Raw genomic sequence first — 25,526 nt, 5'->3', positions numbered from 1 at the left:
ATCCAAATTTGTGAGCCGGATCGGCCAGATGGTGATGTAACGTTTCACTTGGCAACCCAAGCAGGTATGCTGGGGCCTCTCTCTCAACTGTCCGTCGTCCATTCGCCCTATGTCGCCCAAATCCCTCTCTGCCAAAGCCACCAAGATCACCGATGTCGCCCAGCGGGCGGGAGTGTCGGTCACCACCGTCTCCATGGTGCTCAACGGCAAGGGGCGCATCTCGCCGGCCACCGCCGAGCGGGTGCAGCAGGCGATAAAAGAGCTCGACTATGTGCCCAACAGCGCCGCCGCCAACCTGCGCAGCCAGCAGTCCAATCTGGTGGGGCTGATCCTGCGCGACATCACCGACCCCTTCTATACCGAGGTGACCGCCGGGGTGAGCGAGGTGCTGGAGCAGCAGGGCTATCTGCTGTTTCTGACCCAGTGCGGCCACAGCCCGGAGCGGCTGCAGCAGAGCATCCACTCCCTGTCGCGGCAGGGGGTGGCGGGCATCATCTTCAATCCGGTGCGCGGCGCGGCGGCCAAGACGCTGGAGACTCTGCTCGATTCCGAGCTGCCGGTGGTGTGCGCCGCCCGCTCCTACTATCGGGATGACGTGGACTTTATCGGTCCCGACAACACCCACGCCGCCAAGCAGGCCACCACCTATCTTATCGAGCAGGGCCACCGCCATATCGCCTACGTCGGCGGGCGGGCCGACTCCCTCACCCGCGCCGAGCGGATCGGCGGCTACTGCGCCAGCCTGCTGCAATATGGCCTGCCCTTCAAACCGGAGTGGGTACTGGAGTGCGAGCGCACCCAGCGCAGCGCCGCCGACACCATCGCCCAGCTGCTGCACCAGCACCCCAAGGTGACCGCCGTGCTCTGCCACTACCCCGAGGTGGCGCTCGGCGCCATCTATGGCGTCGAGGCGAGCGGCCGCACCGTGGGCAAGGACAACTACATCGGCCAGCAGGTGGCCCTGCTCGGCTTTGATGACGTGGCGGAGGCCGAACTCACCTCCCCCGCCCTCACCTTTGTCAGCTCACCGGCCCGCGAAATCGGCCGACAGGCGGCGAGACGACTGCTGACCCGGATGCAGCAACCCGAGCTCGCCCCCAACCGCCATATCATCACCCCCAACTTGCAGAAGCGTGAGTCAGCCTGAGCGAGGAGGCTTGCAGAGTAGTAAAGGGGGCCTGAACCACAAGCTGGATGAGTAAAGCGGCCTTATCTGCCGATGCCCACCCCATCACTCATGGCATCCCCATATATGACAAAACACCGCCAATGGGCGGTGTTTTGTCATTGCGATGAGAAGCAATGCCATCTATTTACAGCAACGCCTCACCATAGCGGTTGGCTTCATCAGAACCTTTTTGCAATTTAATCAGCAGCAACAGAACAAATCCGATAATGGGGACTGCACCGAGCAGCAAATACCAACCAGTACGATTGGTATCATGTATCCGACGCACAGCCAGCGCCGCACAAGGAATAATGGTCAGCAAGCCATACACGCCAAGCTCATAATTTATATGATCCGGGGAGTTGAATAACTGCGTTAAAATCACAGCAATCACGGTATGGAACAGCAAGAACATAAAGTATTCTTGACGTGATGCACGCCCATGAAAGTTAAAGTAGTTTTTGAATGCTTTAAAATAAAAGTTCATCACACACCTCGATATAAGTACCTGAACAGAAATGTTGTTGTGCCAACTTTAATGCGTTATGTCGCAATTGGCCGGAGCAGTTCAACAATAGCCAATAGCGTTAGCCGTACCAACACAATAAACATTATTAAAAGATATTAACGCGGAAAAATAAAAAACGAGGATGGCGGAGCATGTCCTGGCAGATGGCTCACTTGCCACCAGCCTCCCTTTTCGTACTGGATGGGAGCCTCGCAGCTTGAGAGCGGTGGCTTGCACATCGCATCAGCAAACGTGCTTGAAAATGGGCGTTCAGCTGCTCGCACCACTTGCTAACATCATGATTTAATTTATTTTAATAGTTTTTAATAATTATTTTTGGTTGGCATCTCACTGGACTGGCCAGTTAGGCTTCAGGTCAGAAAGCAACGTTCCACATCACAAATGCCAAACAGGTGAGATATGAAAAAAAGTTTAGCCATCCTTGTTACCATGACCTTGCTGACCACTGGCTGCTCGAATATCAGTACCCGTGATGCCTTGATTGGTGCAACAGCATTGGGTGCAGCAGGTGCGATTGGCTATTATGCCGGACATCATAAAAATTCAGGAAAAGAGAGCAGTTCAGCACAATTCGATCAGCAAGATTTGACCGGCATGCGTGAAAGTCAGGCCAGTGATCAATTACAGAAACATGGATTTCATATGGTCGATGGCTGGCAAAATGATCACGGTAACCATGCCTCCTTTGCCATTTGGTATAACGACAACTCTCATCAATGCTTGCAGTTGAAAACTGTTCGTGGCGACGTAAAAAATGCCTCTGACACACGCAATGAAAATTGCCACGCCTAATTAAATTATCATTGTTAACAGGAACATCCCCATGAAAATGACATATTCAAAATATATAGCTGTCGCGATTTTGTTGAGTGCATCTGGTTGTGCATTGCCGATAATGGCGGCCGACACGGCCGATCTTAATTATCAAGATATTGGTTGGGTCAAACAGGAATTGAGTGACCGCGGTTTTGTAAAAGGTTCTGTCCCCAGCAGCGCCGTCGAATATTGGTGGAACCAACAAGACCAGCAGTGCATCCGCCTGACCGTCAAACATGGCAAGGTCAATGACATCAGTGACGAGCAACGTGATGAGTGTGGCGCTGTCGTACAACGCTCTCACTCTTCAACCCCGAGTCATGACCACAAACAGCGACTTGCCGTCAACCAGATGCCCAACTACTGCCTGAATTTTGCTGCCGAAGACCTGGGAAGATACAAGGATGATGTCAGCACCCTGCCCGCCGAAAAAAGCCATGGCAAATACGTGGTACCGGGGCAGAGTGACTCGATTTTCTTCGAGTGTACCTTTAGCAAAGATGGCTCTTTCCTCGGCATGAACCTCAAACGCTAACCACCCTCTTCCTCTGCCTAGGGCGGGAGTCTGTTGTGACGGCTCCTGCCTTTACATTAATCAGGAGCCAACAATGCAAGCACAGCGCACTGACGTCTAGTAGTTTAGTTTCTGGATTTTCGACAACGAAAAAGTGGCGTCATTCTATCTATCGGGCTGGCTAGATACTAAAGGGATTGTTTGACGGATGCCCGTGAACTCCTAGTTGCGTGCGAAAAATAGCTCGTTCACATTTCTATCCATTAAGTGAGAGACAACACCGTGAAAAACAATCGTAAAGCAGTAATCTGCTGTTCCTTGATTGCACTTACCTTGACCGGGTGCAGCACCCCCTCCTCACGCTTCGCAGAGTGCATGTCAACCTATCACGACAGCAACGCCTGCATATCACTTGAGCAGGCAAACCAAGCACGCTGGCAAGCACTTATCGACAGCGGCAAGCAGTTGTCTGCTACAGGCGCCGAGATGGAGCGCCAGCAACAGCAGGTATTGCAGAACACCAGACCAAGACAAACCATCTGCCGCCAAAGCCCATTCAATAACACCATAAACTGCACCACCTATTAAGCCCCCGATAAGCACCCGAATTGCTATATAAAGTGAGGCTAAACATCCCCTTGAGCATCAAGAAGGTGAGTGAGACTTTGATAATCAAAGAGTTGTTGTATTTAGGCCAGTTGGTGATGGGGTAGAGCGGCGTGCACATGATGCAGGCTTGAAAGAGAATGGTGGTGATCAGCCCGCTGCGCCCTACGTTATTCTCATTCAAGCTGCATCGATTTGAGCAGCAACGACACGATCTGCAACAACAGAAGCCTGTCAGGCACATATGTCCCTTGACAAAAAAGATCCTCCCCCGTCAGAGTTCACTATCAAGTTGACCTTCAGCATCATGACTCTCGAGACGCTCACCACGCCATGCTTCCGGATCAGGATTCCCATTTGCACTCTTTCGGCCGATTCGTGCTGGACACCAAACAACTTACGTTGACCCGACGCCAGGATGGCGAGCCATCGGTCATGCGTGTCTCTGCCGCTGAAACGCGTCTCCTGCATTATTTTCTCACGCATGCTGGCACCTTGCTCAGCAAAGAAACGCTGCTGCAAACCGGCTGGCTGGGTCGACCGGTCAGCGCCAGTTCACTGCCAGTCGCCATCGCCAACCTGCGCCGCTATCTCGATACCCCGGAACAAGAGGCGGTGATCAGAACCTTGCCGCGGCAAGGCTATCTGTTCATGCTTGCCCCCGGCGCTGTCTCTGTGCAGGAGGCCGAGCTGGCCCAACCGCAAGCAGCCCGTGAAGAAGAGGCTGCTGCCACGCCGGTCATGTCAACCGCGGATGACCCAACCCATCCGGTATCTGCAACGACAAGCAAAGAGCCAAAGCCGCTCCCGCTGTCCAGCTGGCAGCAAAATCTGATGCTGATCATGATGGGGGGATTTGTGCTCCTGCTACTGCTGACAGGCATTTACTTGAGTACTACCTGGGTCACCGTCAAATGCGAACCGGCCGGAGAAGGGATCCTTTGCCATACCCAGAAGCCAGCCAGCCAACTGCCGACCCCAAAACGGGGGGAGATCTGGTTGATGGTGGGTGACGAGCAGGCAAAATTTCAGGAGAAACAGCGATGAAACGTAGTTTATTGACTCGACTGCTCTATGTGTCGAGTTCGCTGGGGATGCTGCTGGTCTCGCTGATACTGCTAAATAGTCTGGGTTGTGACTATGAAATGCGTCTGTCATCCAAAGAGGCTGATTATTATGCCGTTTGCCGAGCTGGCAAATTTACCGTCATCGAACGTGAACACGGCTCAAAAGCGACCTGGATGGTCACGGCATATCAGGCTGTGCTGGGTAGCCAGCTCATTTTCTTCGTCACTGAACGTTCTCAGGTTGAAGCCCCCCAGACCAAATCACCTTTGAGTGACCTTAACAAGATGCATGGCAGCTTCACCATGCCCCTTAACTATGGCTGGAAGAAGCTGACCCCCAACCATATCGCCATTTTTCAACAGTCGCCTCACCCGGAAATACTGCAGGGCCATTTTGAGGGTTCACTGGATTTCTACCACAGGTTCTGGCCTTCGGTACCGGTGAAAGCACAGTAAATTCCCACTCCAGACCCAGCCCCCCAAGATAGAAGGTGAGCCTGATCACCTCTTTGCAGCGAGGGAATTGAGAGTCAAGTGGAGAGGCATATGATGGGAGCCCCTTCTCTTCACGAGCCCCTTTATGAGCAACCCGCACGACCAGAACCCACCGAGTGAAATCCATCGCTGTGACAAATGTGGCGAGCGTACCCGCCATATCGTGGTGCTGGTCGCCCGCGATCATAGCCAGGACATCATGCCCAAGGATCCGCGCAAAGCCTTCTGGCAAGCCTTTACTTCCAGCAGCATTACCAACTGGGCGTTTGGCGAAACGCTGGCTTACCAGGCCACCCATGTAAAGCACCTGATCTGCGAGCGCTGCGGCGAGAAGTTTCTGGAATATTGAGTGACCATCAGGCCCAGAGGACGGCGCACCACGGACCGTCAGAGCGGGATAAAAGAGAAATAAAGATGACGTTTGTCGAGACGAACCCCGACCAACTGCCGCTAGCGCTGCTGCTGGAGGCCGATCCCGCAGAGCTGCGCATTGCCCCCTACTTTCCAGCCTCCAGATATCTGTTCCAGAAAAGAGCGCTCATAGATGAAACGAATTCTGATTATTGGCAACTCTGGATCGGGCAAGAGCTGGTTGGCAGCTCGATTGGCTGAGGGGTTAACTATCCGCGAGGTCAATCTGGACACCATTGTCTGGCAGCCGGGCGGCTTTAACCAAAAATGGCCCCAGCATGAGATTGACCATGCCATTCAGACACTTGCTCAAGAGCAATCATGGGTGGTCGAAGGGGTATTTGGTGCCCTGGCCGAGCAACTGCTTGATGCCGCCGATACCGTGCTTTTTCTGGATCTTGACTGGTCTGTATGCCGTGATTCACTGCTATCGCGCGGATCACAAAGTGCCAGGCAACGGGATGCCGTAGCAGCCGAAGAGAGCTTTCAACAACTGCTGGTGTGGGCATCGGAATATGGGCAGCGAACCAGCAAAAGCTCCCGCCAATTCCATCACGAGCTGTTTGATCGATTCCCAAACGACAAGCACCGTTTCACGACTCGCACAGAGGTTCATAGCTATCTCACGCAACTGACCACTCATAGCTAACGGGATACTCTGGATGACACAACACGAGCTGGCGAAAATGGGGGGCGCTTCGGTCAATATCCAGCTGCTGGATGGCATACCCTGTATCAGAAAAAGCGGCGCATCGCCTGTCGAGCGCCATTTCTACCAACGTGCAGCCCCGCATTTGAGCGGGCTCAACACACCTACCCTGCTCAGGGTCGAAGGGGAGATCCTGTTCCTTGAGCAGATCCCTCATCCGGTCACGCTCACGCAGCTGCACCACAACGAACAGACCTTTGCTCAGCTTGCCAGCCTGCATAACGCCAACTATCAGCCCGACTTTGCGGTGAAAAATCACGGCTGGTCGCTCGCCGACACCAACGAGGCGCTCTCTGTACTCTGCCTGCCGGAAGCGTTAAACGAGAAGATCCGCCATATCCAGCAACTTGGTCACGAACTATTCGAGGAGTCATACCTGATTTCGGGAGATAGCAATGAGGGTAACTGGGGCACCCGCGACAATGGTGAGCTGGTGTTGTTTGACTGGGAACGATTTGGTTATGGCAGCCCGGCCATCGATCTGGCCCCGCTGGTGCCGCGGATGGGTTCACAGGCTGAGTATGAAACCATCATTGAACGTTATCAGCGCCACAGCTCGCAGCTCTCTGGCGACCGGTTGCTGCGCCATCTCGTCATGGCCAAGTGCTGGCTGATTATTGAGGTCACCAATCTGCTGACCAGAAGGGAGAAGCCGCAGGCACAGCAATATCTGGAGTGGTATCGGCAACAAGTTCCCAACTGGCTGGAGTCGGTGGCGCATATGGTGTAATCCGTAGGTTCGAATAGCACAGCGTATTCGAACGTTCGCGTTATCACCTCTCTCTTTTCGGCCATCCCTCTCTTGCCACCACACTTTCTTCCCAAACAACGCCCCTCTGCGTTCGCTCTGCCAATGCGATTGGCCTCCGCCATCAGGCGCATAAAAATCCTAATCCGCCCGACGAAATGGCGACTTTTTGTGAGAAAGGTCACATCTGATAACGCCTTAAAACCACATATAAATCCAGACCCCACTGATAATTAATTTATTGACATGACGCATTACAAACCTGGTTTCGAGGCCAACCATAATCCATTTGTCTGTTTTTAAAGAAAAAATCAGCAATGACCTGAAAATGGCGAGTCCTGCCTGAAAACGGGATCTTCATCACATCGCGTTTTACTGCGCACAAAAATCCAGTGATTAGCACATTTGTCCGATAGGGAGGGAACGAGCGAGCCACGATAATGAACAGGTCATTTTTATCCAGTACGTCGATACGTACTCACGCATAGCTTCCGTCACCGGAAGCGGGGAGAGCGCCATGATCACCACCTTGATCAATGAACATCTGATCAACCTCGATTTGAAAGCGACGCGTAAGGAAGAGGTCTTCACCGAGATGGCCCGCCTGCTGGCGTCGCAAGGCAAGGTCAGCAACGAGCAGGCCTTTATCAAGGATCTGTGGGCCCGCGAAGATCTGGGTAACACCGGCTTTGAAGAGGGCGTGGCCCTGCCCCACGCCAAGAGTGCGGCGGTATGCAATCCGGCGGTCGCCATCGGCATCAGCCGCAACGGCATCGAGTACGGCGCCGAAGATGGCAAGCCGTCCCACATTTTCTTTATGATCGCCTCCCCCGATGGCGGCGCCAACCACCATATCGAAGTGCTGGCCGAGCTCTCCGGCAAGCTGATCGAAGAGGGCTTTATCGCCAAACTGCTGGCGGCAAAAACCCCGGCCGATGCGCTGGCGCTGCTGCTGACCAAGAAAGAGGAGCAGAGCGCGGCCCCTACCACCAGCAAGGGCTTTATCATCGGTGTCACCGGCTGCCCGGCCGGTATCGCCCACACCTATCTGGCGGCCGAGTCGCTGGAGCGCGCCGCCAAGGAGCTGGGTTATGAGGTGAAGGTGGAGACCAACGGCTCCATCGGCGTCAAGAACAGCCCGACCGCAGACGAGATTGCCCGCGCCACCGCCATCGTGGTGGCCTGTGACAAGCAGGTGGACATGGCCCGCTTCGCTGGCAAGCCGCTCATCAAGACCGGCGTAAAAGCCCCTATCAAGGATGGCAAGGGTCTGATCGAGCAAGCCCTGAAAGCCCCCGCCTATGTGGCTGGCAAAGAAGATAAAAAAGGTGAAGAGAAGAACGCGGGCGGCAGTTCCGATCTCTATCGCTACCTGATGAACGGCGTCTCTCACATGATCCCGTTCGTGGTAACCGGCGGTCTGTTGATTGCGCTGGCACTGGCCATCGGCGGCAATCCGACCCCGAGCGGCATGCAGATCCCGGAAGGGAGCATGTGGAACCAGATCCTCAACGTGGGTGTGGCCGCCTTCACCCTGATGATCCCCATTCTGGCGGGCTATATCGCCTACGCCATCGGTGATCGTCCGGCACTGGCACCGGGCTTTATCGGCGGCTGGATCGCCAACAACGGCAGCTTCTACGGCGCCGAAGCGGGTACCGGCTTTATCGGTGCCATCATCGCGGGCCTGCTGGTCGGTTATCTGGTGCGCTGGATTGCCACCCGCCAGTACCACAAGATGGTGCAACCGCTGGTGCCGATCCTGATCGCCCCCATCGTTGGTTCCCTGTTTATCGCTGCGGTCTTCATCTTCATCATCGGTGCCCCGATTGCCGACATGATGACCGGCCTCAACGCCATGCTGCTCTCCATGAGCGGTGGCAGTCTGGTGCTGCTGGGTATCGTGCTGGGGGGTATGGCCGGCTTTGATATGGGTGGCCCGGTCAACAAGGTGGCTTTCCTCTTCTCCGTCGGCATGATTGCCTCCGGTCAGACCCAGTTTATGGGTGCCATGGCCTGCGCCATCCCGGCCGCGCCCCTTGGCATGTCGCTGGCTACCGTGCTCGGTCGCAAGCTGGGTATCTTCGATGCCTCTGAAATCGAAGCGGGCAAAGCCGCCGGCGCCATGGGTCTGGTGGGGATCTCCGAAGGTGCGATTCCATTCGCCGCCCGTGACCCGCTGGCCGTGATTCCGGCCAACATTCTGGGCAGCATGACCGCAGCTGTGATGGCCTTCCTGTTTGGCATCACCAACAGCGTTGCCCACGGTGGCCCCATCGTGGCCCTGCTGGGTGCCGTCAACAAGCCGCTGCTGGCCCTGCTCTGCATGATCTGCGGTGCCATCGTCACCGGCGTGGTGGCGGTTGCCCTGAAAAAACTGCGGGTCAAAAAGAGTGATGAGGTAACTCTGGCCAAGGCGGCCTGAGTCCCCCCTCACCATCGAGGCACCTAAACCATAAAAGAGGCCACCCCACGGGGTGGCCTCTTGTTTTTTGTGGATAGCTGGCGGGCCGTATTTCCCAAAATCGCCCCCCGAGAAATGGTGGTCGATAAGCACTCTTCCTCGTCTATCCCTTCACCTCTCTCCTTGCCTTTCCCTTGCTCCCTTCTGGCCTCTCCCCTCCTCAGCCCAGCACTCACACAGAGCGCCAAACTGGCTGAAATGGCAGCAATCTGGCGTCAGCGGTGTGATGTTTCTCACGCTTTGTCCGCGAAAGCGCAAAAACTAGGAAAATTTCCTAGCCCCACTAGGGATGGCTCTCAAGCCATTTTTTGCCCCTCTTATTAGAGTCACCTCACCTGATGTCGTGACCCGCACCGCGATGGGCAATGTGCCCCGTCATCCCGTGCCGGGCCCGGGTTTATATGGATGGAGCGTCGAGCGCAGCAACGGCTGACAGCCCCGACGTTCCGTTCCCCCTTCCGTGGCGTGACCTCGAACAACCTATCTACAAATGAGGGGCGCGGCGGAAATACCGTCTATCTCGCAGAGGATGAACGAAGATGTTGAAATTGCTCCAACAGGTCCGGGTCCCCACCCTGGACCTGCCGGTCGAAGCCCGGCGCAAGCTCTGGTTCAAGCCGTTTATGCAATCTTATCTGGTTGTATTTATTGGCTATTTGACCATGTATCTGATCCGCAAGAACTTCAACATTGCGCAAAATGACATGATCCAGGAGTACGGTCTCTCCATGACCGAGCTTGGCATGATCGGCCTTGGCTTCTCCATCACCTACGGGGTGGGCAAGACCATCGTCTCCTACTACGCCGATGGCAAGAACACCAAGCAGTTCCTACCGCTGATGCTGATCCTCTCCGCGCTCTGCATGCTGGGCTTCAGTGCCAGCATGGGCGGCACCGGTTTCAGCCTCTACTTCATGATCTTCTTCTATGCCCTGAGCGGTTTCTTCCAGAGCTGTGGCGGTTCGTGCAGCTACTCCACCATCACCAAGTGGACCCCTCGCAACAAGCGCGGCACCTATCTGGGCATGTGGAACCTCTCCCACAACGTGGGCGGTGCCGGTGCGGCCGGTGTGGCGCTGTTCGGTGCCAACTACCTGTTCGATGGCAACGTGCTCGGCATGTTTATCTTCCCCTCCATCATCGCGCTGATCGTCGGTTTTATCGGCCTGCGCTTTGGTAGCGATTCGCCGGAAGCCTATGGCCTTGGCAAGGTGGAAGAGCTGTTTGACGAAGTGGCGAGCGAAGAGGATATCGCTACCGAAGAGCAGCAGCTGACCAAGTGGCAGATCTTCGTGAAGTACGTGCTGCTCAACAAGGTGATCTGGCTGCTCTGCTTTGCCAACATCTTCCTCTACGTAGTGCGTATCGGTATCGACCAATGGTCTACCGTCTATGCCCACCAGGAGCTGGGCTTCTCCAAAGACGTGGCCATTCAGGGCTTTACCTTCTTCGAAGTGGGCGCACTGGTCGGCACCCTGATGTGGGGTTACCTCTCCGATCTGGCCAATGGCCGTCGTGGTCTAGTTGCCTGTGTGGCACTGGCGCTGATCATCGCCACCCTGGGTCTCTACCAGCATGCGACCACCCAGTTTATGTTCCTGGGCTCCCTGTTCACCCTAGGCTTCCTGGTGTTTGGTCCGCAACTGCTGATCGGCGTGGCCGCCGTGGGCTTCGTCCCCAAGCAGGGCATCAGCGTGGCCGATGGCGTCAAGGGCACCTTCGCTTACCTGATTGGTGACAGCTTCGCCAAACTGGGTCTGGGCATGATCGCCGATGGCACCCCCATCTTCGGTCTGACCGGCTGGACCGGCACCTTCGCGGCGCTGGACATCGCAGCCGCCGCCTGTCTGGTACTGATGGGTTGTGTCGCGGTCGCCGAAGAGCGCAAGATCCGCCGCATCAAGCGCGAACTGAAAGCCGCCGAACTGGCCGCCCAGACCGCCTGATAGCCATAACAACAGACGCAGATTGTTCAGGGCCACCCACCGAGGTGGCCCTTGTTGTTTAGAGCAACCAGATACCCGACTGGCCCGGCATGAGCCTGCACTGCCGTTCAAGGGGCAGGCATATCCCCATCAAGATCCCACTTTTCATATGCGCTTTTGGTAAAAGCCCCCCGCTGGCGCTATCTTGTTGCTCCCCCTTGTCAGCATCACAGAGAGCAGATGAAGATCGTCGCCGTCACCGCTTGCCCGACCGGTATCGCCCATACCTATATGGCTGCCGATGCCCTGCAAAAAGCCGCCACTGGGCTGGGACTCAAGATCAAGGTCGAGACACAGGGCGCCATGGGCATGGAAAACATGCTGACCGCCCGCGATATTGCCAGCGCCGACCTGGTGCTGATTGCCTCCGATATCGAGATTGAGCAGAAAGAGCGCTTCCTCGGCTGCACCATCCATCAGGTGACACTGGAAACCGTGCTGCTGGATGCCAACGCCGTACTCAAGGCCCTGCCGATCCCGGCCTGATGCTGACCCGCGAAATCACCTTCTACTGCCAGCAGGGGTTGAGCATCACCCTGGCCAAGCAGTTGAACCGGCTGGCGGGGATGTTCAAATCCACCATCCGCTGCGCCAACCTCACCCGGCGCCAGACCGTTGCCGCCAGCAACCAGCTCTCCCTGTTGACCCTCGCCACCCAACCCGGCGATCTCTGCCAGTTGCAGATTGAAGGGTGCGATGCCGAGCTGGCCCACATGGCCTTTACCTGCTGGTGCGGGGAACTGGGTCAACCGCTGGTGCGCCCGCACACCGCCGCACTGGCGGAGTTGCGACTGGCCAACGCCCTGCCCGACTACCAGTTTGCCCTGCGCCAGCTGGCCCACAGCCCCGAACCGCTGAGCAAGGCCGAGGCCCTCGAGCATCTGATCGATCTGCTGCCCGCCGAGCTGCTCACCGACCGCGCTACACTGACCGCCGCGGTGGAACGGCGCGAGCAGGTCTCAGCCACCATCATCCGCCCCGGCCTTGCCATGCCCCATGTATTGAGCGAAGGGATCAGCCAGCCAGCGCTGACCCTGCTTAGCTGCAAGGAGCCCATCGAGTGGGGCTCTCAAATCGGGCCGGTGCAAACCATCATTTTGCTGGCGGTGCCGGTTGGTAGCGGACGGGAGACCCTGCGCCCCCTCACTAGACTGGCGCAGGCGATGATCGACGATGTGGTTAGCCACGCCCTGCTGTTGGCGGGCTCGGCCCCCGCCCGTCAGGCTATCGTCATCGAGAGCCTGCTGAGCTAGGCGAATTGGCTCTGGGCACTGCTTGTTGTGACGCCACAGCCATTCATCCTGCCCTCAGCACCCTGTGGTACACTCGCTGCCATCGTCTGTCTGAAGTGTGTATCCGATGAAATCTCCCCGCCCCCGTCTCTCTGTCAGCCGTTCGCCGCGCGATAACGCCCCGCGCACGGCGGCCAAACCAGCCGCACCTCGCCATGCATCCCCCCGCAAACCGGAGCTGGCCCCAGCGGATCGCAAATTGCTCCTGCTGAACAAGCCCTACATGGTGCTCTGCCAGTTCACCGACGAGGCGGGCCGGGAGACCCTCAAGGATTACATCAAAGAGCCCGGCATCTATGCCGCAGGGCGGCTCGATCGCGACAGCGAGGGACTGCTGCTGCTCACCAACGATGGCAAGCTGCAGGCGCGCCTCACCCAGCCGGGGGAGAAGACCCCCAAGACCTACTGGGTGCAGGTGGAAGGGATCCCGAGCGAAGAGAAACTGGCCGCCCTGCGCGCCGGTGTCGAGCTCAATGACGGCATGACCCTGCCCGCTGGGGCGCGCATCATGGATGAACCTGCGGTGTGGCCGCGCAATCCGCCGATCCGCGAGCGCAAGGAGATCCCCACCAGCTGGCTGGAGATCAGGATCATCGAGGGGCGCAACCGGCAGGTGCGGCGGATGACCGCTCATATCGGCCACCCCACCTTGCGCCTTATTCGCTACGCCATCGGCGACTGGACCTTGGGTAACTGGCAAGAAGACGGGCTGGCACCCGGCGAGAGCCGCAGCCTGCCCGCCCCCGAGTTGGCGCCGAGCTCCAGCAGTCGCCCGCGACCCTCATCATCCCGTTCAGGCGCTCATACCGCCAAACCGGCCAAACCGGCAGGGGATGCGCCACGGCGGCCCAGCCAGCCGAGACGGGACGAACGCCCCCGCAGCACTCACCCAAGCGAGCGTTCAACTTCAAACCCGACCAGCGGCAAACCCCGCAGCAGCGGGCGAGGAACGGCACGCAGACCCGCCCGTGCGGGCAATCCCAATAGCAGCGACAAGGAGTCATGATGAGCAATCAGGCAGAGCAATCGGCCACCAGCCACGCCCGCATGGAGGCGCGCCTAACGGTCGCCGCCCTGGTGCAGTGGCAGGGGCGCTTTCTGGTGGTGGAAGAGGAGATAAAAGGCCAGCGCCGTTTCAACCAACCCGCCGGCCATGTGGAGCCGGGGGAAAACCTGCTTGAAGCGGCCTGTCGTGAGCTGAAAGAAGAGACGGGTCTGACCGCCACACCGACCGCCTGGCTTGGTACCTATCTGTTCAAACCGGCCGACAGCGAGGCCACCTATGTGCGCACCGCCATCATCTTCGACCTTGAAAAAGCGCCGGGTCAGCACCACCCAGAGGATCCTGACGGTGATGTGCTGGCTTGCCACTGGCTCACTCTTGAAGAAATAGCGGAATGCAAACCGGCCCTGCGCAGCCCCTTGGTGTGGCAGTGCATTCAGGATTATCTGGCGGGGACACGGCTGCCACTGTCGGCCCTCAAGGCCTTTATCTGAGGCCATTTGACACTCTTTTTCGGTGACAAAGGCCAACAACAGAAAAACGATTTCCTGCTATCAGGCTCCTGATGGGAACTGCGGCATGGATATGTGACCGGGGGCGCAAAACTCTGGTAGAATACGCCCCGTTTAAACGAACTGGTAACTTCGACTAATGACAGACAACAGCCAAATCAAGGTGATCGTCGGCATGTCCGGCGGCGTGGATTCTTCCGTCTCGGCCTACCTGCTCCAGCAGCAGGGCTATCAGGTCGAAGGCTTGTTCATGAAGAACTGGGAAGAAGACGACACGGACGAGTACTGCTCTGCCGCCCAGGATTTGGCTGATGCCAAGGCCGTCTGCGACAAGCTGGGGATGAAACTCCACACTATCAACTTCGCGGCCGAGTACTGGGACAATGTGTTCGAGCACTTCCTCGAAGAGTACAAGGCTGGCCGCACGCCAAACCCCGATATCCTTTGCAACAAGGAGATCAAGTTCAAGGCGTTCCTCGAATTTGCCGCCGAAGAGCTGGGTGCCACCTACATCGCCACCGGCCACTATGTGCGCCGTGACGACAGCACCGGCCGCCCGCGCCTGCTGCGCGGTCTCGATACCAACAAGGATCAGAGCTACTTCCTCTATACCCTGAGCGAGAAGCAAGTGGGTCAGAGCCTGTTCCCGGTTGGCGATCTGGAGAAGCCCGAGGTGCGCCGCATCGCCGAGCAGCTGGATCTCATCACCGCCAAGAAGAAAGACTCCACCGGTATCTGCTTTATCGGCGAGCGCAAGTTCAAGGACTTCCTGGCCAAGTTCCTGCCCGCCCAGCCCGGTAAAATCGAGACCGTGGATGGCAAGGTGATCGGCGAGCATCAGGGTCTGATGTATCACACCCTGGGCCAGCGCAAGGGGCTCGGTATCGGTGGTCGAAAGGATGCCACCGAAGAGGCCTGGTATGTGGTCGACAAAGAGGTCGAGCGCAACGTGCTGGTGGTGGCGCAGGGCGAACATCCCCGTCTCTACTCCGACGGTCTCATCGCCAGCCAGCTGCACTGGGTGGATCGCACCCCCATTCGCGAACCGCGTCGCTGCACCGTCAAGACCCGCTACCGCCAGCAGGATATCCCCTGCCTGATCCAGCCCATCGACGACGAGACCATCCGGGTCATCTTCGACGAAAAACAGGCTGCGGTGACCCCGGGCCAATCCGCCGTCTTCTACGACGGGGAAGTGTGTCTGGGCGGCGGCATCATCGAACAACGTTTCAGCCATCCGGTTTGAATCCTTAACAGAAGGCAGCAGACGTGAGCGATAAATTCCAAGACAGAACAATGGCCTTTGCCGGCATCTGCCAGGCCGCGTATCTGGTGCAGAAGGTGGCCCGAGACGGCAGCTGTGACGAGGCCGCCCTGCGCGAGAGCCTCTCCAGCATTCTGGTGACCAACCCGAGCCAGCCGCTCGAGGTGTTCAACAACACCCATCTGGCCATTCGCGACGGCTACCGTGCGCTGGTCGAACAGCTGGGTGCCGACGGCAGCCAGAAGAATGCCGAGCTGACCCGCTACGTGGTGAGCCTGATTGCACTGGAGCGCAAGCTGGCCAAGCGCAAGGACATTCTCAATATGCTGGGTGAGCGGATCAGCCAGATTGGTCGCCAGCAACAGCACTTCGATCTGCTCGACGAGCAGATTTTGGCCAACATGGCGAGCATCTACAGCGATCTTATCAGCCCCATCGGGCCGCGCATTCAGGTGGCGGGTACCCCGCTGTTCCTGCAGCAACCGCTGGTGCAGCACAAGGTGCGCGCCCTGCTGCTGGCAGGCATTCGAGCCTGCGTGCTGTGGCGTCAGCTCGGTGGCAGCCGCACCCAGATCATCTTCGCTCGCAAGAAGATGGTGGAACTGGCCAAGCGTTACTAATCATTGGCTTGCGCGCAGGCAGAGGGAGGACAAGGTGAACAGCCGCACATCAGCCTTGATACACCCCGACCGGCGCGCAAGTGAATACGGATCCCCCACACCAATCATCAGGAGTTCACCCCATGGAGCTGTCCGCGCTGACTGCTGTTTCCCCGATTGACGGTCGTTATGGCGACAAGGCCGATGCCCTGCGCCCTATCTTCTCCGAATTCGGCCTGCTGCGTTTTCGCGTCGAAGTCGAGGTGCGCTGGTTGCAAAAACTGGCCAGCCACGCCGGGATCCCGGAAGTCCCTGCCCTGAGCGCGGCCGCCAACGCCCTGCTCGACGGCATCGTCAGCAACTTCAACGAGAGTGACGCCGCCCGTATCAAACAGATCGAGCGCACCACCAACCATGATGTGAAAGCGGTGGAGTACTTCCTCAAAGAGAAGGTCGAAATGAACCCGGAGCTGGCGGCTGTCAGCGAGTTCATCCACTTCGCCTGCACCTCGGAAGACATCAACAACAACTCCCACGGTCTGATGCTGAAAACCGCCCGCGAAGAGGTAATCAAGCCTTATTGCGAAAAGTTGATCGGCGAGCTCAAGCGCCTGGCCCACGAGTACCGTGACATGCCGCTGCTCTCCCGCACCCACGGCCAGCCGGCGACCCCGAGCACCATGGGCAAGGAGATGGCCAACGTCGCCTACCGTCTGGAGCGCCAGTTCAAGCAGATCATGGCGGTGGAGATCCTCGGCAAGATCAACGGTGCGGTCGGCAACTACAACGCCCACCTCAGCGCCTACCCGAATGTGGACTGGCACCAGTTCTCCGAGGAGTTCGTTACCTCCCTGGGTCTGACCTGGAACCCCTACACTACCCAGATCGAGCCGCACGACTATATCGCCGAGCTGTTCGACGCCATGGCCCGCTTCAACACCATCCTGATCGACTTCGACCGTGATGTGTGGGGTTACATCTCCCTGGGTCACTTCAAGCAGCGCACTATCGCAGGCGAAATCGGCTCCTCCACCATGCCGCACAAGGTCAACCCCATCGACTTCGAGAACTCCGAAGGCAATCTGGGTCTGGCCAACGCCGTGTTCCAGCATCTGGCGAGCAAGCTGCCCATCTCCCGCTGGCAGCGTGATCTGACCGACTCTACCGTGCTGCGCAACCTCGGTGTGGCGGTGGGTTACTCCCTGATTGCCTATCAGGCGACCCTCAAGGGCATCTCCAAGCTGGAAGCCAACGACGCCGCCATGGCCGCCGATCTGGATGCCAACTGGGAAGTGCTGGCCGAGCCGATCCAGACCGTGATGCGCCGCTACGGTATCGAGAAGCCCTACGAGAAGCTCAAGGAGCTGACCCGTGGTCGCCGCGTCGATGCCGAAGGGATGCGTACCTTTATCGACACCTTGGAGTTGCCGGAAGCTGTCAAGGTTGAGCTGAAGAAGCTGACCCCGGCCAACTATATCGGTGACGCCCAGCGTCTGGTTGATCTGCTGAAGTAAGCCAACCGGTAGTGACGAAGGGGCCCTGTGCACGATACGCCACAGGGCCCCTGTTATTTTCCCTGCCACGGCAGGATCCCGAGTGGCTTTTCCCAAGCCCGCCTTGGGCAAAACCTCTTTGCGAGACACGAGAAACAGCATGTACGAACTCAATCTGGATATCGCTCACTTCCTTGAGCACTACTGGCAGAAGCGCCCGCTCCTTATCAAGGGGGGCTTCAAGGACTTTCAGGATCCCATCAGCCCGGACGAGCTGGCGGGTCTGGCCATGGAAGATGTGGTAGAGTCTCGCCTCGTCACCCGTTTCGACGGCAAGTGGGATGCTGCCCACGGCCCCTTCGAATCCTACGACCATCTGGGCGAAGAGAACTGGACCATTCTGGTACAGGCTTGCAACCACTGGGCTCCCGAAGTAAACGAGCTGGCGGTACCGTTCCAGTTCATTCCGGGCTGGCGCTTTGACGATGTGATGGTGAGCTTCTCCACCCCCCATGCGGGTGTCGGCCCTCACATCGACAATTACGATGTGTTCATCACCCAGGGTCTGGGCAAACGCCACTGGCGAGTCGGCGATGCCAAGCCCCTCAACGAGTTCGCCGCCCACGCCGCCCTGCTGCACTGCGAGCCGTTCGAGGCGATCATCGACGTCATCATGGAGCCGGGCGACATCCTCTACATTCCGCCCGGATTCCCCCACGAAGGCTACGCCATCGAGCCCTCCATGAACTTCTCGGTGGGTTTCCGCGCACCGGATGCCAAGGCGCTTATCTCCTCCTTTGCCGATCACCTGATCGACAACGAGGTGCGTACCGAGCGTTACGGCGATGCCGATCTCAAGCCCCGCGCCCGTCACGGCGAGATCCAGCCCCACGAGCTGCACCGTCTGCGCGAGCTGATGCAGCAGGCCCTCGATGACGAGACTCTGTTCAAGGAGTGGTTCGGCACCATGATCTCCGAGGCCAAGCACGATCTGGACGTCAATCCGGTGGAGCCAGACTACAGCGCCGAGGAAGTGGCCGACCTGCTGACCCAGGGCGAGCCAGCCATCAAGGTACCAGGCCTGCGCACCGTCTGGTTTAGCGGCGAGAGCCAGCAGTGCTTCATCGATGGCGAAGCCTGGACCCTGCAGAGCGAAGACGCGGCAGCCATTTCGCTCTTGTGTGACAAGGACATCATCACTCAGGCCGATATGGTGGAGCTGGCCGATCAGGCTGGTTTCCTGCAACTGCTGACCCGTCTGGTCAACCGTGGTTACTGGTTCTTCAACTGATCCGGCAGTAACCGAAGGATAAAAAGGCGCCTTATGGCGCCTTTTTTGTCACTCAGAGGCGGTTCAATTAACAATCGATGCGCGAAGCTGAACCCACTCTTGATGAACCGACAGGTGGTGATTTATTGAACTAAAATGGATGGGTATCATGCGTCCGTCCCTGTTCACAAGAGAAGCGCCAACATGCAAATCACCTCCCGGCCCATGCCGCTGCCCGATTACGGCAAATATCCCTCCTCTCCCGCTGTCACACCCGAGCAGGTCAGTCAGGCCCGTAACGAAGCACTGACCAAGAAGGATGAAGTGCAGGCACAGAGCGAAGAGAGAGCAACGGCTCGCAGAGCCATGGCGGTCTCTTATACGGCTAACCAGCAAGATAAAGCCGTGGTGGAGCGCTACCTGGAGGCCAGCGGTCAGGAGAGCGACAGCAAGTCGGGCCCGAGCACGGCTGATATGTATCAGGCTGCGACTCGCTACCAGCGCCAGCAGAATCTCAGCGACTACATGCAATTCCAGCAGAGCCCGCTCGCCCAGCAGATGGGTGACATGGTGGGCGAAGATAATCGCAAGGGCACCCAGCTCGACATCATTGCCTGAGCCAATTTGCTCGAATAAGTCCGGCAGGGACTGATATAAACTGAAAAAGCCCTCGATGAGGGCTTTTTCGCTATGGCTTGTCGCTGCGACTTCTCGCTATAAATAGGACTCTTCTGCCTGCGCGTCCGGCAGCTCGTCAGGGAGTTCATCAAACAGGGGGTGATAGAGCACCTCCCCCTGCACTCCCGCAAACCCCCCTTCCTGCAGCTCCATCGCCATAAAGCAGTCGGCAGGCACCTCATAGATGCAGTGGAGGCCAAACTCGCTGGCCGGGCGGAAACCGAAACGGCTGTAATAGGCCGGATCCCCGAGTACTACCACCCCTTTCCAGTCCATCTCGAGCGCCGTATCAAGCCCTTCACGGATAAGATCCGAGCCAATCCCCTGACCTTGCCAGTCAGGATGAACCGCGACCGGCGCCAGACCGAGCCAGGGCCCTTCCATGCCGTTAATGGTGATCGGGCTTAGCATCAGGTGCCCCATGAACTCGTACTCTTCCTCTTCGACCATGGTCACTACGGCGGCACCACATTCGCGCAGGCGGTTGACCAGTTCGGCCTCATCGGAACGACCGAAGGCGGCACTCAGCAGCTCATAGACCGGCAGCATGTCACCGGGGCGCTCGGTTCTCAACATCAGGTATTACTCCTCGTACAGCAGAGCGGGCATTATTCCACACAACGGCTGGTCATTCTGAGTACCTTTGTCCAAAAATGGGAGGGTGCACTCAGGAAAACGAGCGGCAAACTGCTGCTGCAAGGCTGTTAGCGTAGCCGGGGTGGCCCTGTTCATCGCCTCGCGGTAGGCCAGCCAGAGGGCGGGAGCCTCCCGCGCCAACCGCTCAAAGGTCAGTTCGGGCGTTTGATGCCAACAGCCATCCAGCTCGTCGACCAGCTCCGGCAGCTCCACCAGCAGCCGTAACTGCTGATAGCGTATCTGCGAAGAGTCACCGTTGCCGCCCAGCGCCTGCGCCATCAATTGGTTGAACCAGTGGAGCCGTGATACGCGCTCCTCGCGGCTAAGCAGCTCGGGCCCCTGACGCTGCAGCGCGACCAGTTGCAGCAGCCACGCCAGCCCCCGTTCATCCCTGTCTTTCAGCAAGACGCCGCCAAGATGGGACAACTGCTCCGGTTCGGCCTGCTCCAGCAGATCGACGGGGTAACAGTGCAGCGCCAGCAACCTCTCAAGATGCGGCGGGCAACGCAGAAAACAGGGCTTCTCCCCCTCGCCCCTCTCATCCACAAAGAGCGAGATGGCCAGCTTGCCGTTGGCACTCTGCCGATTGGTCGTGGCAGGATCCCACAGGATCACCACGGCGATCCGCTCATCTGCCAGCCAGCGGGCAATTTCCTCGGGCAAGGGGCTGGGCAAGGAGGGCGCGCGATCCAGCCGCCAGTAGCTCACCTCGCACGGCTGACGACCGCTGATATGGCGCCGCCCGCGATAGTGCATCCCCAGTTTTGCCATCACCCGGCCGGAGGCTAAATTGTCTGGCATATGGCGAGCCGTCAGCGCCGGCAGTTTAAGTTGGTCAAAGGCAAACTCCTTGACCAAGCTGGCGGCCCGAGTCGCCAGACCGCGATTTTGCCAAGGTACGCCCACCCACCAGGCGAGCTCGCCATTCCAGTGCAGGGAGATCACCCCAACCAGCGCCGCCCCTTGCTCCTCTGGCAAGGTGATGGCCCAGCTCCAGCCAAGGCCAAGCGCCGCCTTGCGCCAGCTAAGGGCCAGCCAGTCGCGGGCCCCCTCCGGCGGATAGGGGTGAGGAATATTGAGGGTATAGCGGGCCAGCGCCTCGTCGCTGCAGTAGCGCACTATCTCGCGCTCATCGGCGGCCTGCAGTGGTCGCAGCACGACGCCAGCGGCGTGCGAATCCTCGGCCAACGTCGGTATCATCACGCGGCGCGCCAGCAGGCGATTAAGCACGGCACCCAAATCGGCCTCGGGGGTGAGCGGCAGATCGGCCCCCACAGGGCCAAGGGTGAGCAGTCCCTGCTCCTTGGCGAGGGTCAATAGGGAGGTAGAGGCACTGATCAGAACCTGGCGGCTGGGATCAACATGAAAATCCGCCAGCAGATCCCCATCGAGCCAGGCAGTCAGCAGGGCTCCCGGGCAGAGCACCCCGTCTGGAGGGCTGCTCGCCCAGGGTGCATCGGTTTGATCGAGGGCAGCCGCCGCCTCTTTGCCCAGCAGCAGCTGCCAGCGATGACCCTGCTGCTGCCAGTGCGGCAACAGCGCAGCCCACTGCGGTTGCCACAGACTGGCCTCGATCAGCAGTTCCATCAGCTGGCCTGACAGGCCGCTGGCAGCGTCAGGTGACGGGGATGGGCTTCGATACGGGCGATCCAGCTACGGATAGCTGGCCATCCCTGCAGGGAGAAGATCCCCTCCTCTGCCACATGGGTGTAGGCATAAAGGGCGATATCGGCGATGGTAGGCGCATCACCGCACAGGTAGGGGCTCTGTTTCAGCTGCTGCTCCATTACCGCCAGCGCCTTCTCGCCACCGGCTTTCAGACCGTCGAGCCTCGCCTCCTGCGACTCGGGTCGGCCGAGATAGTGAACGATAAAGCGGGCCACCGCGATGTAGGGCTCATGGCTGTACTGCTCAAAGAACATCCATTTGAGCACCTCGGCCTGCTGGCGCGGATCGGTTGGCCACAAGGTACTGCCTTGCGCCAGATAGAAGAGGATGGCGTTGGATTCCGCCAGCGTATCGCCCTGGCCAATCTCCAGCACCGGGATCTTGCCGTTGGGGTTCATGGCCAGAAATGCGGGGGTACGGGTATCCCCCGCCTGAATATCCACCTCTACCCACTCAAGGGGCAGCTCCAGCCAGCGGGCCAGCAGCCACACCTTGTAACAGTTGCCGGAACGCAGATCACCATACAGACGCATACACACTCCTTGTGAAAACAGATTTGAATAGCGCGCTCAGGGAGCCAGACGCTCGATATGCCAGCCATCCCCGTCGCGGGTGTAGTAGAAGCGGTCGTGCAGCCGGTGCTCGCCCCCCTGCCAGAACTCCACCGTCTCGATCATCACCCGGAATCCGCCCCAGAAGCTCGGCAGCGGCACTTCGCCATTGGCAAACTTCTGCTTGAGCTCGAGGAACTTGGCCTCCAGCACGCCACGGGCCGATATGCGGGTCGACTGCTTGGAGACCCAGGCGGCGATCTGGCTATCCTTGGGACGGCTGTGGAAATACTTCATCACCTCGAAGGTGCTCATCTTCTCCACCCGACCGGTCACATGAACCTGACGGTCGAGCGTATGCCAGGGAAAGAGCAGGCTGATACGGGGGTTGCCTTCCAGCTGCTGCGCCTTGCGGCTGCCCATGTTGGTGTAAAAGACCATCCCCTGGGCGTCGTAGTGCTTGAGCAGCACGGTGCGCTGCCAGGGCTGACCATCGGCATCCACCGTCGCCACCACCATGGCGGTGGGATCGGTCAGTTTGGCCTCACAAGCCTGCGCCAACCACTTCTCGAACAGCGCCAGCGGCTCGGCCGGCAGATCGGCCCGGTGCAGCCCGCCACGGGTATACTCACGGCGCAGATCAGCAACATCCATCATCTTGATTTTCCTTCAAATAAATAATGGTTCCACGACCATCAAGAGAATGATTGCAGGCATTGTGCGCTCGATAAAGGAACCTTGTAAACCATACAAAAAAGCGAAGAGGCTCACGCCTCTTCGCTTGGTTCATCAATTTACCAAAGATGGGTAATTTCACCCTTGGGTTATCTGGTTTAGTAGCTCATGGTCTCACGACGACGCAGCAGCGCAGCGATACCAAGGCCCAGCAGCGCGAACAGACCGGTCGAACCACCGCCACCGCCGCCGCCATTGCTTTCAGGCTGGGGAGCCGGTGTGTTACTGCTCTTGGTCGCCAGTTTTGGCGTAATGGCATAGAAGATATTGTCGCTACAGGCCAGCTTGAGGCGAACAGCGCTGCCAACATTGGCCGGAATGGTCACCTCATGGGCGCCATTGTTGTTCACGCCATTGACCAGCGGCTGCCAACTCTTGCCTTCATCGTTGCTATAACTGATATCGACCCGCTGGCAGTTGATGTGGCCACCATCGGTTCCAGCTACTTGCCAATTCACTGTGGTCGGGCTACCAACCAGAATACGCTGGTCAGGGGCTGGCAATATCTTGAAGGTTTGTGAACCTGTATCGACCACCTCGACCGAGGTCTCATCATAGGCACCACCACCTTTGCCATCACGGGCCACCAAGCGGAAATTCAGAGTGCGCGGTACATTAACCCAGACATCACCTTTCTCAGCTTCCCCTTTTAACTGGGTAGCCAGCGAAGGAAAGTGGCGAACCGGGGATGTTGTCGGCGCGGCGTAACGATAAAGGGGACCAGTAGCAAGGAACCCGGAGCTCAATTGATGGCCACTCGTCGTTGCATCATCACTCAGGTCAACCTGCTCCCAAGTGTAAACAAGTGCATCACCATCAGGGTCACTGCCCTTACCACTCAGGCTAAATGCCACACCTTTAGGGATCACATGCACTGGCGGCACTTCGGTAATTTCCGGCTCCAAATTGTCCCCATTCTGTCTCGGAATAGAGGCGCCACAACGCGATGCGATAGTCGGTGCAAGAATCGCTGCGTCCTTGATTTCGATCTCCCCTTTCTGCGCTTTGGCTTCTCTCGCGATGATATGGTGCAGCATCTGCTCAATCGACTTGCTATGAAAATAAGCCTCGCTGTTGAGCTGTACGTTTTGCTCCCCCATCAAGCCCGCATAACCCATTATTGAACTACCACTGCCTGGCTCCCATGCCATAGAGGGCTCTCTTTGTGTCCCATTTGCATTGTAGGTATGATTGGCGCCAAATTGATGGCCAATTTCATGCGCAACGAAGTCAATAAAAAATGCATCACCAACAGGATTGATATTTCCCGTAACAGCTTGAGACCTAGATGAATAAAAATATCCTATGTCATCACATAATGACCCAACTCTCGCCGAACCTGCATCTTTACCCGCGGTCAATACATGGCCAAGGTCGAAATAACCAATCTCTCTACTAATCAGTTTCTCTCTCTGAACTCTAGCATTTATAAGAGTATCTCTTGTTTCACCTGGATATCTACCATTCACAAAAGGATCGTCAGCAAGATTTTCGAATATAATATTGTGATTTCCCTCTGCCAATACGAAACGAACACCCAAGTCCCTTTCATACACCTCATTTAAACGGTTAACCAATACAGCCAGTGAATCCAAGGCTTGCGCCTTGCCGCCAAAGAACTTGGTATATGCACCAGTGGTAGAGAATGCAATGCTGTACTGGGTAAGCGCTGCCTTGCTATAACTAGCCTCGTTACGAGCCGCTTCAGTATTATTTTCTAGATTTTTTTTCGGCTCGGATTTTTCAATGATCTCCTTGATATTCTTGCCACTCATTGAATGTGCATCTTTTTTGTAATAGACAGCGTAGGTACCGTTGCGCTGAATATCGACAAACACCTGCTCTCCAGCATGCATAAACATGCCGTTAAAACCGCGTGGAGAAATATTAAAGCGACCGGTATTGCTGGCGGTACCCACTTCATGCCCTTTATAGGTCATGATATCTGGGTATTTTGCTGCCAGCGCAGGCGGTAATACGGAATAGGCTTCCAATTCATATTGCACCATCTTGCCATCAGGCAATGGTAGCGCAATCACGGTTTGGCCCAAGCGCAGATTTTCTAAAAAATCCGGTTCTACCTCAAAGATATTGTATGCGCGAGCCCTTACAGGTTCATCGGCCTGCTTGCTGCGTTTTTCGATCATATGCCATGGGGATGCCAGCGCGATATTGGCTGACATTGCGATGACAACTGAGATTGCATTTATTGTGAACTTCATCATTATTAATCACCTGACTGAACAGCCGGCGAGAATAACGTGACACAAGTCACAATTCAACTTTTTCAATAAAAATCAAATGAATTTTATT

26 protein-coding genes and 2 pseudogenes are annotated in these 25,526 nt (G+C 57.5%); 21 read left to right on the top strand and 7 right to left on the bottom strand.

All coding sequences use genetic code 11. The features are described from left to right. The first annotated feature begins 109 nt into the window (after nucleotides 1–109). Entirely contained in the window at nucleotides 110–1,147 is a 1,038-nt protein-coding gene (locus LRL22_RS07720) for a Mal regulon transcriptional regulator MalI (RefSeq protein ID WP_005344074.1), read from the top strand. Between the two features lie 166 nt (nucleotides 1,148–1,313). Here LRL22_RS07720 and LRL22_RS07715 read toward each other — a convergent pair whose 3' ends face one another. Next, nucleotides 1,314–1,655 (bottom strand): DUF805 domain-containing protein, encoded by a 342-nt coding sequence (locus LRL22_RS07715; protein ID WP_041234118.1) that lies wholly within the window; start codon nucleotides 1,653–1,655, stop codon nucleotides 1,314–1,316. 441 nt (nucleotides 1,656–2,096) lie between these two features. Here LRL22_RS07715 and LRL22_RS07710 point away from each other — a divergent pair, with 441 nt between their 5' ends. From LRL22_RS07710 to LRL22_RS07700, 3 genes are all read left to right on the top strand, one after another. Beyond that, nucleotides 2,097–2,489 (top strand): hypothetical protein, encoded by a 393-nt coding sequence (locus LRL22_RS07710; RefSeq protein WP_270905096.1) that lies wholly within the window; start codon nucleotides 2,097–2,099, stop codon nucleotides 2,487–2,489. A gap of 31 nt (nucleotides 2,490–2,520) precedes the next feature. Then, the gene (locus LRL22_RS07705; RefSeq protein WP_270905095.1) at nucleotides 2,521–3,048 is read left to right on the top strand and encodes a hypothetical protein; all 528 of its coding nucleotides are present in this window, start codon (nucleotides 2,521–2,523) and stop codon (nucleotides 3,046–3,048) included. A gap of 354 nt (nucleotides 3,049–3,402) precedes the next feature. Continuing rightward, a complete protein-coding gene (locus LRL22_RS07700; RefSeq protein WP_270905161.1) occupies nucleotides 3,403–3,615 on the top strand; it encodes a hypothetical protein in 213 nt (70 codons plus the stop codon). 13 nt (nucleotides 3,616–3,628) lie between these two features. Here the strand turns inward: LRL22_RS07700 and LRL22_RS07695 are convergent. Continuing rightward, nucleotides 3,629–3,754, bottom strand: a pseudogene (locus LRL22_RS07695) (IS5/IS1182 family transposase); the annotation flags it as partial. Between the two features lie 212 nt (nucleotides 3,755–3,966). Here LRL22_RS07695 and LRL22_RS07690 point away from each other — a divergent pair. From LRL22_RS07690 to LRL22_RS07610, 17 genes and pseudogenes are all read left to right on the top strand, one after another. Further along, nucleotides 3,967–4,680: a winged helix-turn-helix domain-containing protein gene (locus LRL22_RS07690; RefSeq protein ID WP_336296641.1), complete on the top strand. Its 714-nt coding sequence runs from the start codon at nucleotides 3,967–3,969 to the stop codon at nucleotides 4,678–4,680. Next, nucleotides 4,677–5,156, top strand: coding sequence for a hypothetical protein (locus tag LRL22_RS07685; RefSeq protein WP_270905094.1), 480 nt, complete (start codon nucleotides 4,677–4,679; stop codon nucleotides 5,154–5,156). Before LRL22_RS07690 ends, LRL22_RS07685 begins: the two co-directional genes overlap by 4 nt. A gap of 124 nt (nucleotides 5,157–5,280) precedes the next feature. Beyond that, nucleotides 5,281–5,544 (top strand): hypothetical protein, encoded by a 264-nt coding sequence (locus tag LRL22_RS07680; RefSeq protein ID WP_216951772.1) that lies wholly within the window; start codon nucleotides 5,281–5,283, stop codon nucleotides 5,542–5,544. Nucleotides 5,545–5,609: 65 nt separating this feature from the next. Next, nucleotides 5,610–5,708, top strand: a pseudogene (locus tag LRL22_RS07675) (GNAT family N-acetyltransferase); the annotation flags it as partial. 31 nt (nucleotides 5,709–5,739) lie between these two features. Continuing rightward, the gene (locus LRL22_RS07670) at nucleotides 5,740–6,255 is read left to right on the top strand and encodes an AAA family ATPase (protein ID WP_270905093.1); all 516 of its coding nucleotides are present in this window, start codon (nucleotides 5,740–5,742) and stop codon (nucleotides 6,253–6,255) included. Between the two features lie 13 nt (nucleotides 6,256–6,268). Further along, nucleotides 6,269–7,045, top strand: coding sequence for a phosphotransferase family protein (locus LRL22_RS07665; protein ID WP_270905092.1), 777 nt, complete (start codon nucleotides 6,269–6,271; stop codon nucleotides 7,043–7,045). Nucleotides 7,046–7,580: 535 nt separating this feature from the next. Further along, nucleotides 7,581–9,488, top strand: coding sequence for a PTS fructose transporter subunit IIABC (locus LRL22_RS07660; protein ID WP_270905091.1), 1,908 nt, complete (start codon nucleotides 7,581–7,583; stop codon nucleotides 9,486–9,488). A gap of 578 nt (nucleotides 9,489–10,066) precedes the next feature. Next, complete coding sequence (uhpT, locus tag LRL22_RS07655; protein WP_005353611.1) at nucleotides 10,067–11,473, top strand: hexose-6-phosphate:phosphate antiporter; 1,407 nt, start codon at nucleotides 10,067–10,069, stop codon at nucleotides 11,471–11,473. Between the two features lie 219 nt (nucleotides 11,474–11,692). Next, the gene (locus LRL22_RS07650) at nucleotides 11,693–11,998 is read left to right on the top strand and encodes a PTS fructose transporter subunit IIB (RefSeq protein ID WP_270905090.1); all 306 of its coding nucleotides are present in this window, start codon (nucleotides 11,693–11,695) and stop codon (nucleotides 11,996–11,998) included. Further along, nucleotides 11,998–12,765 (top strand): PTS sugar transporter subunit IIA, encoded by a 768-nt coding sequence (locus LRL22_RS07645; RefSeq protein ID WP_270905089.1) that lies wholly within the window; start codon nucleotides 11,998–12,000, stop codon nucleotides 12,763–12,765. The genes LRL22_RS07650 and LRL22_RS07645 overlap by 1 nt, the downstream gene beginning before the upstream one ends. Nucleotides 12,766–12,871: 106 nt before the next feature. Then, nucleotides 12,872–13,810 carry a pseudouridine synthase gene (locus tag LRL22_RS07640; RefSeq protein ID WP_270905088.1) on the top strand — a complete coding sequence of 313 codons (939 nt, stop codon included), beginning with the start codon at nucleotides 12,872–12,874 and terminating at the stop codon, nucleotides 13,808–13,810. Next, nucleotides 13,810–14,301 carry an NUDIX hydrolase gene (locus LRL22_RS07635; protein WP_021229916.1) on the top strand — a complete coding sequence of 164 codons (492 nt, stop codon included), beginning with the start codon at nucleotides 13,810–13,812 and terminating at the stop codon, nucleotides 14,299–14,301. The genes LRL22_RS07640 and LRL22_RS07635 overlap by 1 nt, the downstream gene beginning before the upstream one ends. Nucleotides 14,302–14,458: 157 nt before the next feature. Then, the gene (gene mnmA / locus LRL22_RS07630; protein ID WP_005353619.1) at nucleotides 14,459–15,565 is read left to right on the top strand and encodes a tRNA 2-thiouridine(34) synthase MnmA; all 1,107 of its coding nucleotides are present in this window, start codon (nucleotides 14,459–14,461) and stop codon (nucleotides 15,563–15,565) included. A gap of 23 nt (nucleotides 15,566–15,588) precedes the next feature. Further along, on the top strand, nucleotides 15,589–16,203 hold the full coding sequence (gene hflD, locus LRL22_RS07625) for a high frequency lysogenization protein HflD (protein ID WP_005334622.1): 615 nt from the start codon (nucleotides 15,589–15,591) through the stop codon (nucleotides 16,201–16,203). A gap of 122 nt (nucleotides 16,204–16,325) precedes the next feature. After that, the gene (gene purB, locus LRL22_RS07620) at nucleotides 16,326–17,696 is read left to right on the top strand and encodes an adenylosuccinate lyase (RefSeq protein ID WP_270905087.1); all 1,371 of its coding nucleotides are present in this window, start codon (nucleotides 16,326–16,328) and stop codon (nucleotides 17,694–17,696) included. Nucleotides 17,697–17,835: 139 nt separating this feature from the next. Further along, nucleotides 17,836–18,966: a ribosomal protein uL16 3-hydroxylase gene (locus tag LRL22_RS07615; RefSeq protein ID WP_227341062.1), complete on the top strand. Its 1,131-nt coding sequence runs from the start codon at nucleotides 17,836–17,838 to the stop codon at nucleotides 18,964–18,966. A 183-nt stretch (nucleotides 18,967–19,149) separates the two neighbouring features. Then, nucleotides 19,150–19,563, top strand: coding sequence for a hypothetical protein (locus LRL22_RS07610; protein ID WP_216979242.1), 414 nt, complete (start codon nucleotides 19,150–19,152; stop codon nucleotides 19,561–19,563). A 96-nt stretch (nucleotides 19,564–19,659) separates the two neighbouring features. On the opposite strand, the gene LRL22_RS07605 is transcribed toward LRL22_RS07610, so the two are convergent. From LRL22_RS07605 to LRL22_RS07585, 5 genes are all read right to left on the bottom strand, one after another. Beyond that, a complete protein-coding gene (locus tag LRL22_RS07605) occupies nucleotides 19,660–20,199 on the bottom strand; it encodes a GNAT family N-acetyltransferase (protein ID WP_216979243.1) in 540 nt (179 codons plus the stop codon). Nucleotides 20,200–20,205: 6 nt separating this feature from the next. Continuing rightward, complete coding sequence (locus tag LRL22_RS07600) at nucleotides 20,206–21,846, bottom strand: GNAT family N-acetyltransferase (protein ID WP_270905086.1); 1,641 nt, start codon at nucleotides 21,844–21,846, stop codon at nucleotides 20,206–20,208. Then, nucleotides 21,846–22,460 carry a glutathione S-transferase family protein gene (locus LRL22_RS07595; protein ID WP_204385224.1) on the bottom strand — a complete coding sequence of 205 codons (615 nt, stop codon included), beginning with the start codon at nucleotides 22,458–22,460 and terminating at the stop codon, nucleotides 21,846–21,848. The genes LRL22_RS07600 and LRL22_RS07595 overlap by 1 nt, the downstream gene beginning before the upstream one ends. 36 nt (nucleotides 22,461–22,496) lie before the next feature. Beyond that, nucleotides 22,497–23,135: a pyridoxamine 5'-phosphate oxidase gene (gene pdxH, locus LRL22_RS07590; RefSeq protein ID WP_204385223.1), complete on the bottom strand. Its 639-nt coding sequence runs from the start codon at nucleotides 23,133–23,135 to the stop codon at nucleotides 22,497–22,499. Nucleotides 23,136–23,311: 176 nt separating this feature from the next. Further along, the gene (locus LRL22_RS07585; RefSeq protein WP_270905085.1) at nucleotides 23,312–25,438 is read right to left on the bottom strand and encodes a reprolysin-like metallopeptidase; all 2,127 of its coding nucleotides are present in this window, start codon (nucleotides 25,436–25,438) and stop codon (nucleotides 23,312–23,314) included. Between the last annotated feature and the right edge of the window lie 88 nt (nucleotides 25,439–25,526).

The sequence above is a fragment of the Aeromonas sp. PI_26 genome (assembly GCF_027854445.1).
GTDB lineage: Bacteria > Pseudomonadota > Gammaproteobacteria > Enterobacterales > Aeromonadaceae > Aeromonas > Aeromonas veronii.
This window is presented reverse-complemented; position numbering and strand designations above follow the sequence as displayed.

Excerpts from the sequence above, each read along its gene's own strand:
- LRL22_RS07680 (WP_216951772.1), top strand. The coding sequence starts at position 5,281 with ATGAGCAACCCGCACGACCAGAACCCACCGAGTGAAATCCATCGCTGT.
- mnmA (WP_005353619.1), top strand. The coding sequence starts at position 14,459 with ATGACAGACAACAGCCAAATCAAGGTGATCGTCGGCATGTCCGGCGGC.
- LRL22_RS07720 (WP_005344074.1), top strand. The coding sequence starts at position 110 with ATGTCGCCCAAATCCCTCTCTGCCAAAGCCACCAAGATCACCGATGTC.
- LRL22_RS07700 (WP_270905161.1), top strand. The coding sequence starts at position 3,403 with ATGTCAACCTATCACGACAGCAACGCCTGCATATCACTTGAGCAGGCA.
- LRL22_RS07595 (WP_204385224.1), bottom strand. The coding sequence starts at position 22,460 with ATGCGTCTGTATGGTGATCTGCGTTCCGGCAACTGTTACAAGGTGTGG.
- LRL22_RS07600 (WP_270905086.1), bottom strand. The coding sequence starts at position 21,846 with ATGGAACTGCTGATCGAGGCCAGTCTGTGGCAACCGCAGTGGGCTGCG.
- LRL22_RS07605 (WP_216979243.1), bottom strand. The coding sequence starts at position 20,199 with ATGTTGAGAACCGAGCGCCCCGGTGACATGCTGCCGGTCTATGAGCTG.
- LRL22_RS07660 (WP_270905091.1), top strand. The coding sequence starts at position 7,581 with ATGATCACCACCTTGATCAATGAACATCTGATCAACCTCGATTTGAAA.
- LRL22_RS07670 (WP_270905093.1), top strand. The coding sequence starts at position 5,740 with ATGAAACGAATTCTGATTATTGGCAACTCTGGATCGGGCAAGAGCTGG.
- LRL22_RS07650 (WP_270905090.1), top strand. The coding sequence starts at position 11,693 with ATGAAGATCGTCGCCGTCACCGCTTGCCCGACCGGTATCGCCCATACC.
- uhpT (WP_005353611.1), top strand. The coding sequence starts at position 10,067 with ATGTTGAAATTGCTCCAACAGGTCCGGGTCCCCACCCTGGACCTGCCG.
- LRL22_RS07640 (WP_270905088.1), top strand. The coding sequence starts at position 12,872 with ATGAAATCTCCCCGCCCCCGTCTCTCTGTCAGCCGTTCGCCGCGCGAT.
- LRL22_RS07615 (WP_227341062.1), top strand. The coding sequence starts at position 17,836 with ATGTACGAACTCAATCTGGATATCGCTCACTTCCTTGAGCACTACTGG.
- LRL22_RS07715 (WP_041234118.1), bottom strand. The coding sequence starts at position 1,655 with ATGAACTTTTATTTTAAAGCATTCAAAAACTACTTTAACTTTCATGGG.
- LRL22_RS07685 (WP_270905094.1), top strand. The coding sequence starts at position 4,677 with ATGAAACGTAGTTTATTGACTCGACTGCTCTATGTGTCGAGTTCGCTG.
- pdxH (WP_204385223.1), bottom strand. The coding sequence starts at position 23,135 with ATGATGGATGTTGCTGATCTGCGCCGTGAGTATACCCGTGGCGGGCTG.
- purB (WP_270905087.1), top strand. The coding sequence starts at position 16,326 with ATGGAGCTGTCCGCGCTGACTGCTGTTTCCCCGATTGACGGTCGTTAT.
- LRL22_RS07645 (WP_270905089.1), top strand. The coding sequence starts at position 11,998 with ATGCTGACCCGCGAAATCACCTTCTACTGCCAGCAGGGGTTGAGCATC.
- LRL22_RS07705 (WP_270905095.1), top strand. The coding sequence starts at position 2,521 with ATGAAAATGACATATTCAAAATATATAGCTGTCGCGATTTTGTTGAGT.
- LRL22_RS07710 (WP_270905096.1), top strand. The coding sequence starts at position 2,097 with ATGAAAAAAAGTTTAGCCATCCTTGTTACCATGACCTTGCTGACCACT.
- LRL22_RS07635 (WP_021229916.1), top strand. The coding sequence starts at position 13,810 with ATGAGCAATCAGGCAGAGCAATCGGCCACCAGCCACGCCCGCATGGAG.
- LRL22_RS07610 (WP_216979242.1), top strand. The coding sequence starts at position 19,150 with ATGCAAATCACCTCCCGGCCCATGCCGCTGCCCGATTACGGCAAATAT.
- LRL22_RS07585 (WP_270905085.1), bottom strand. The coding sequence starts at position 25,438 with ATGATGAAGTTCACAATAAATGCAATCTCAGTTGTCATCGCAATGTCA.
- LRL22_RS07690 (WP_336296641.1), top strand. The coding sequence starts at position 3,967 with ATGCTTCCGGATCAGGATTCCCATTTGCACTCTTTCGGCCGATTCGTG.
- LRL22_RS07665 (WP_270905092.1), top strand. The coding sequence starts at position 6,269 with ATGACACAACACGAGCTGGCGAAAATGGGGGGCGCTTCGGTCAATATC.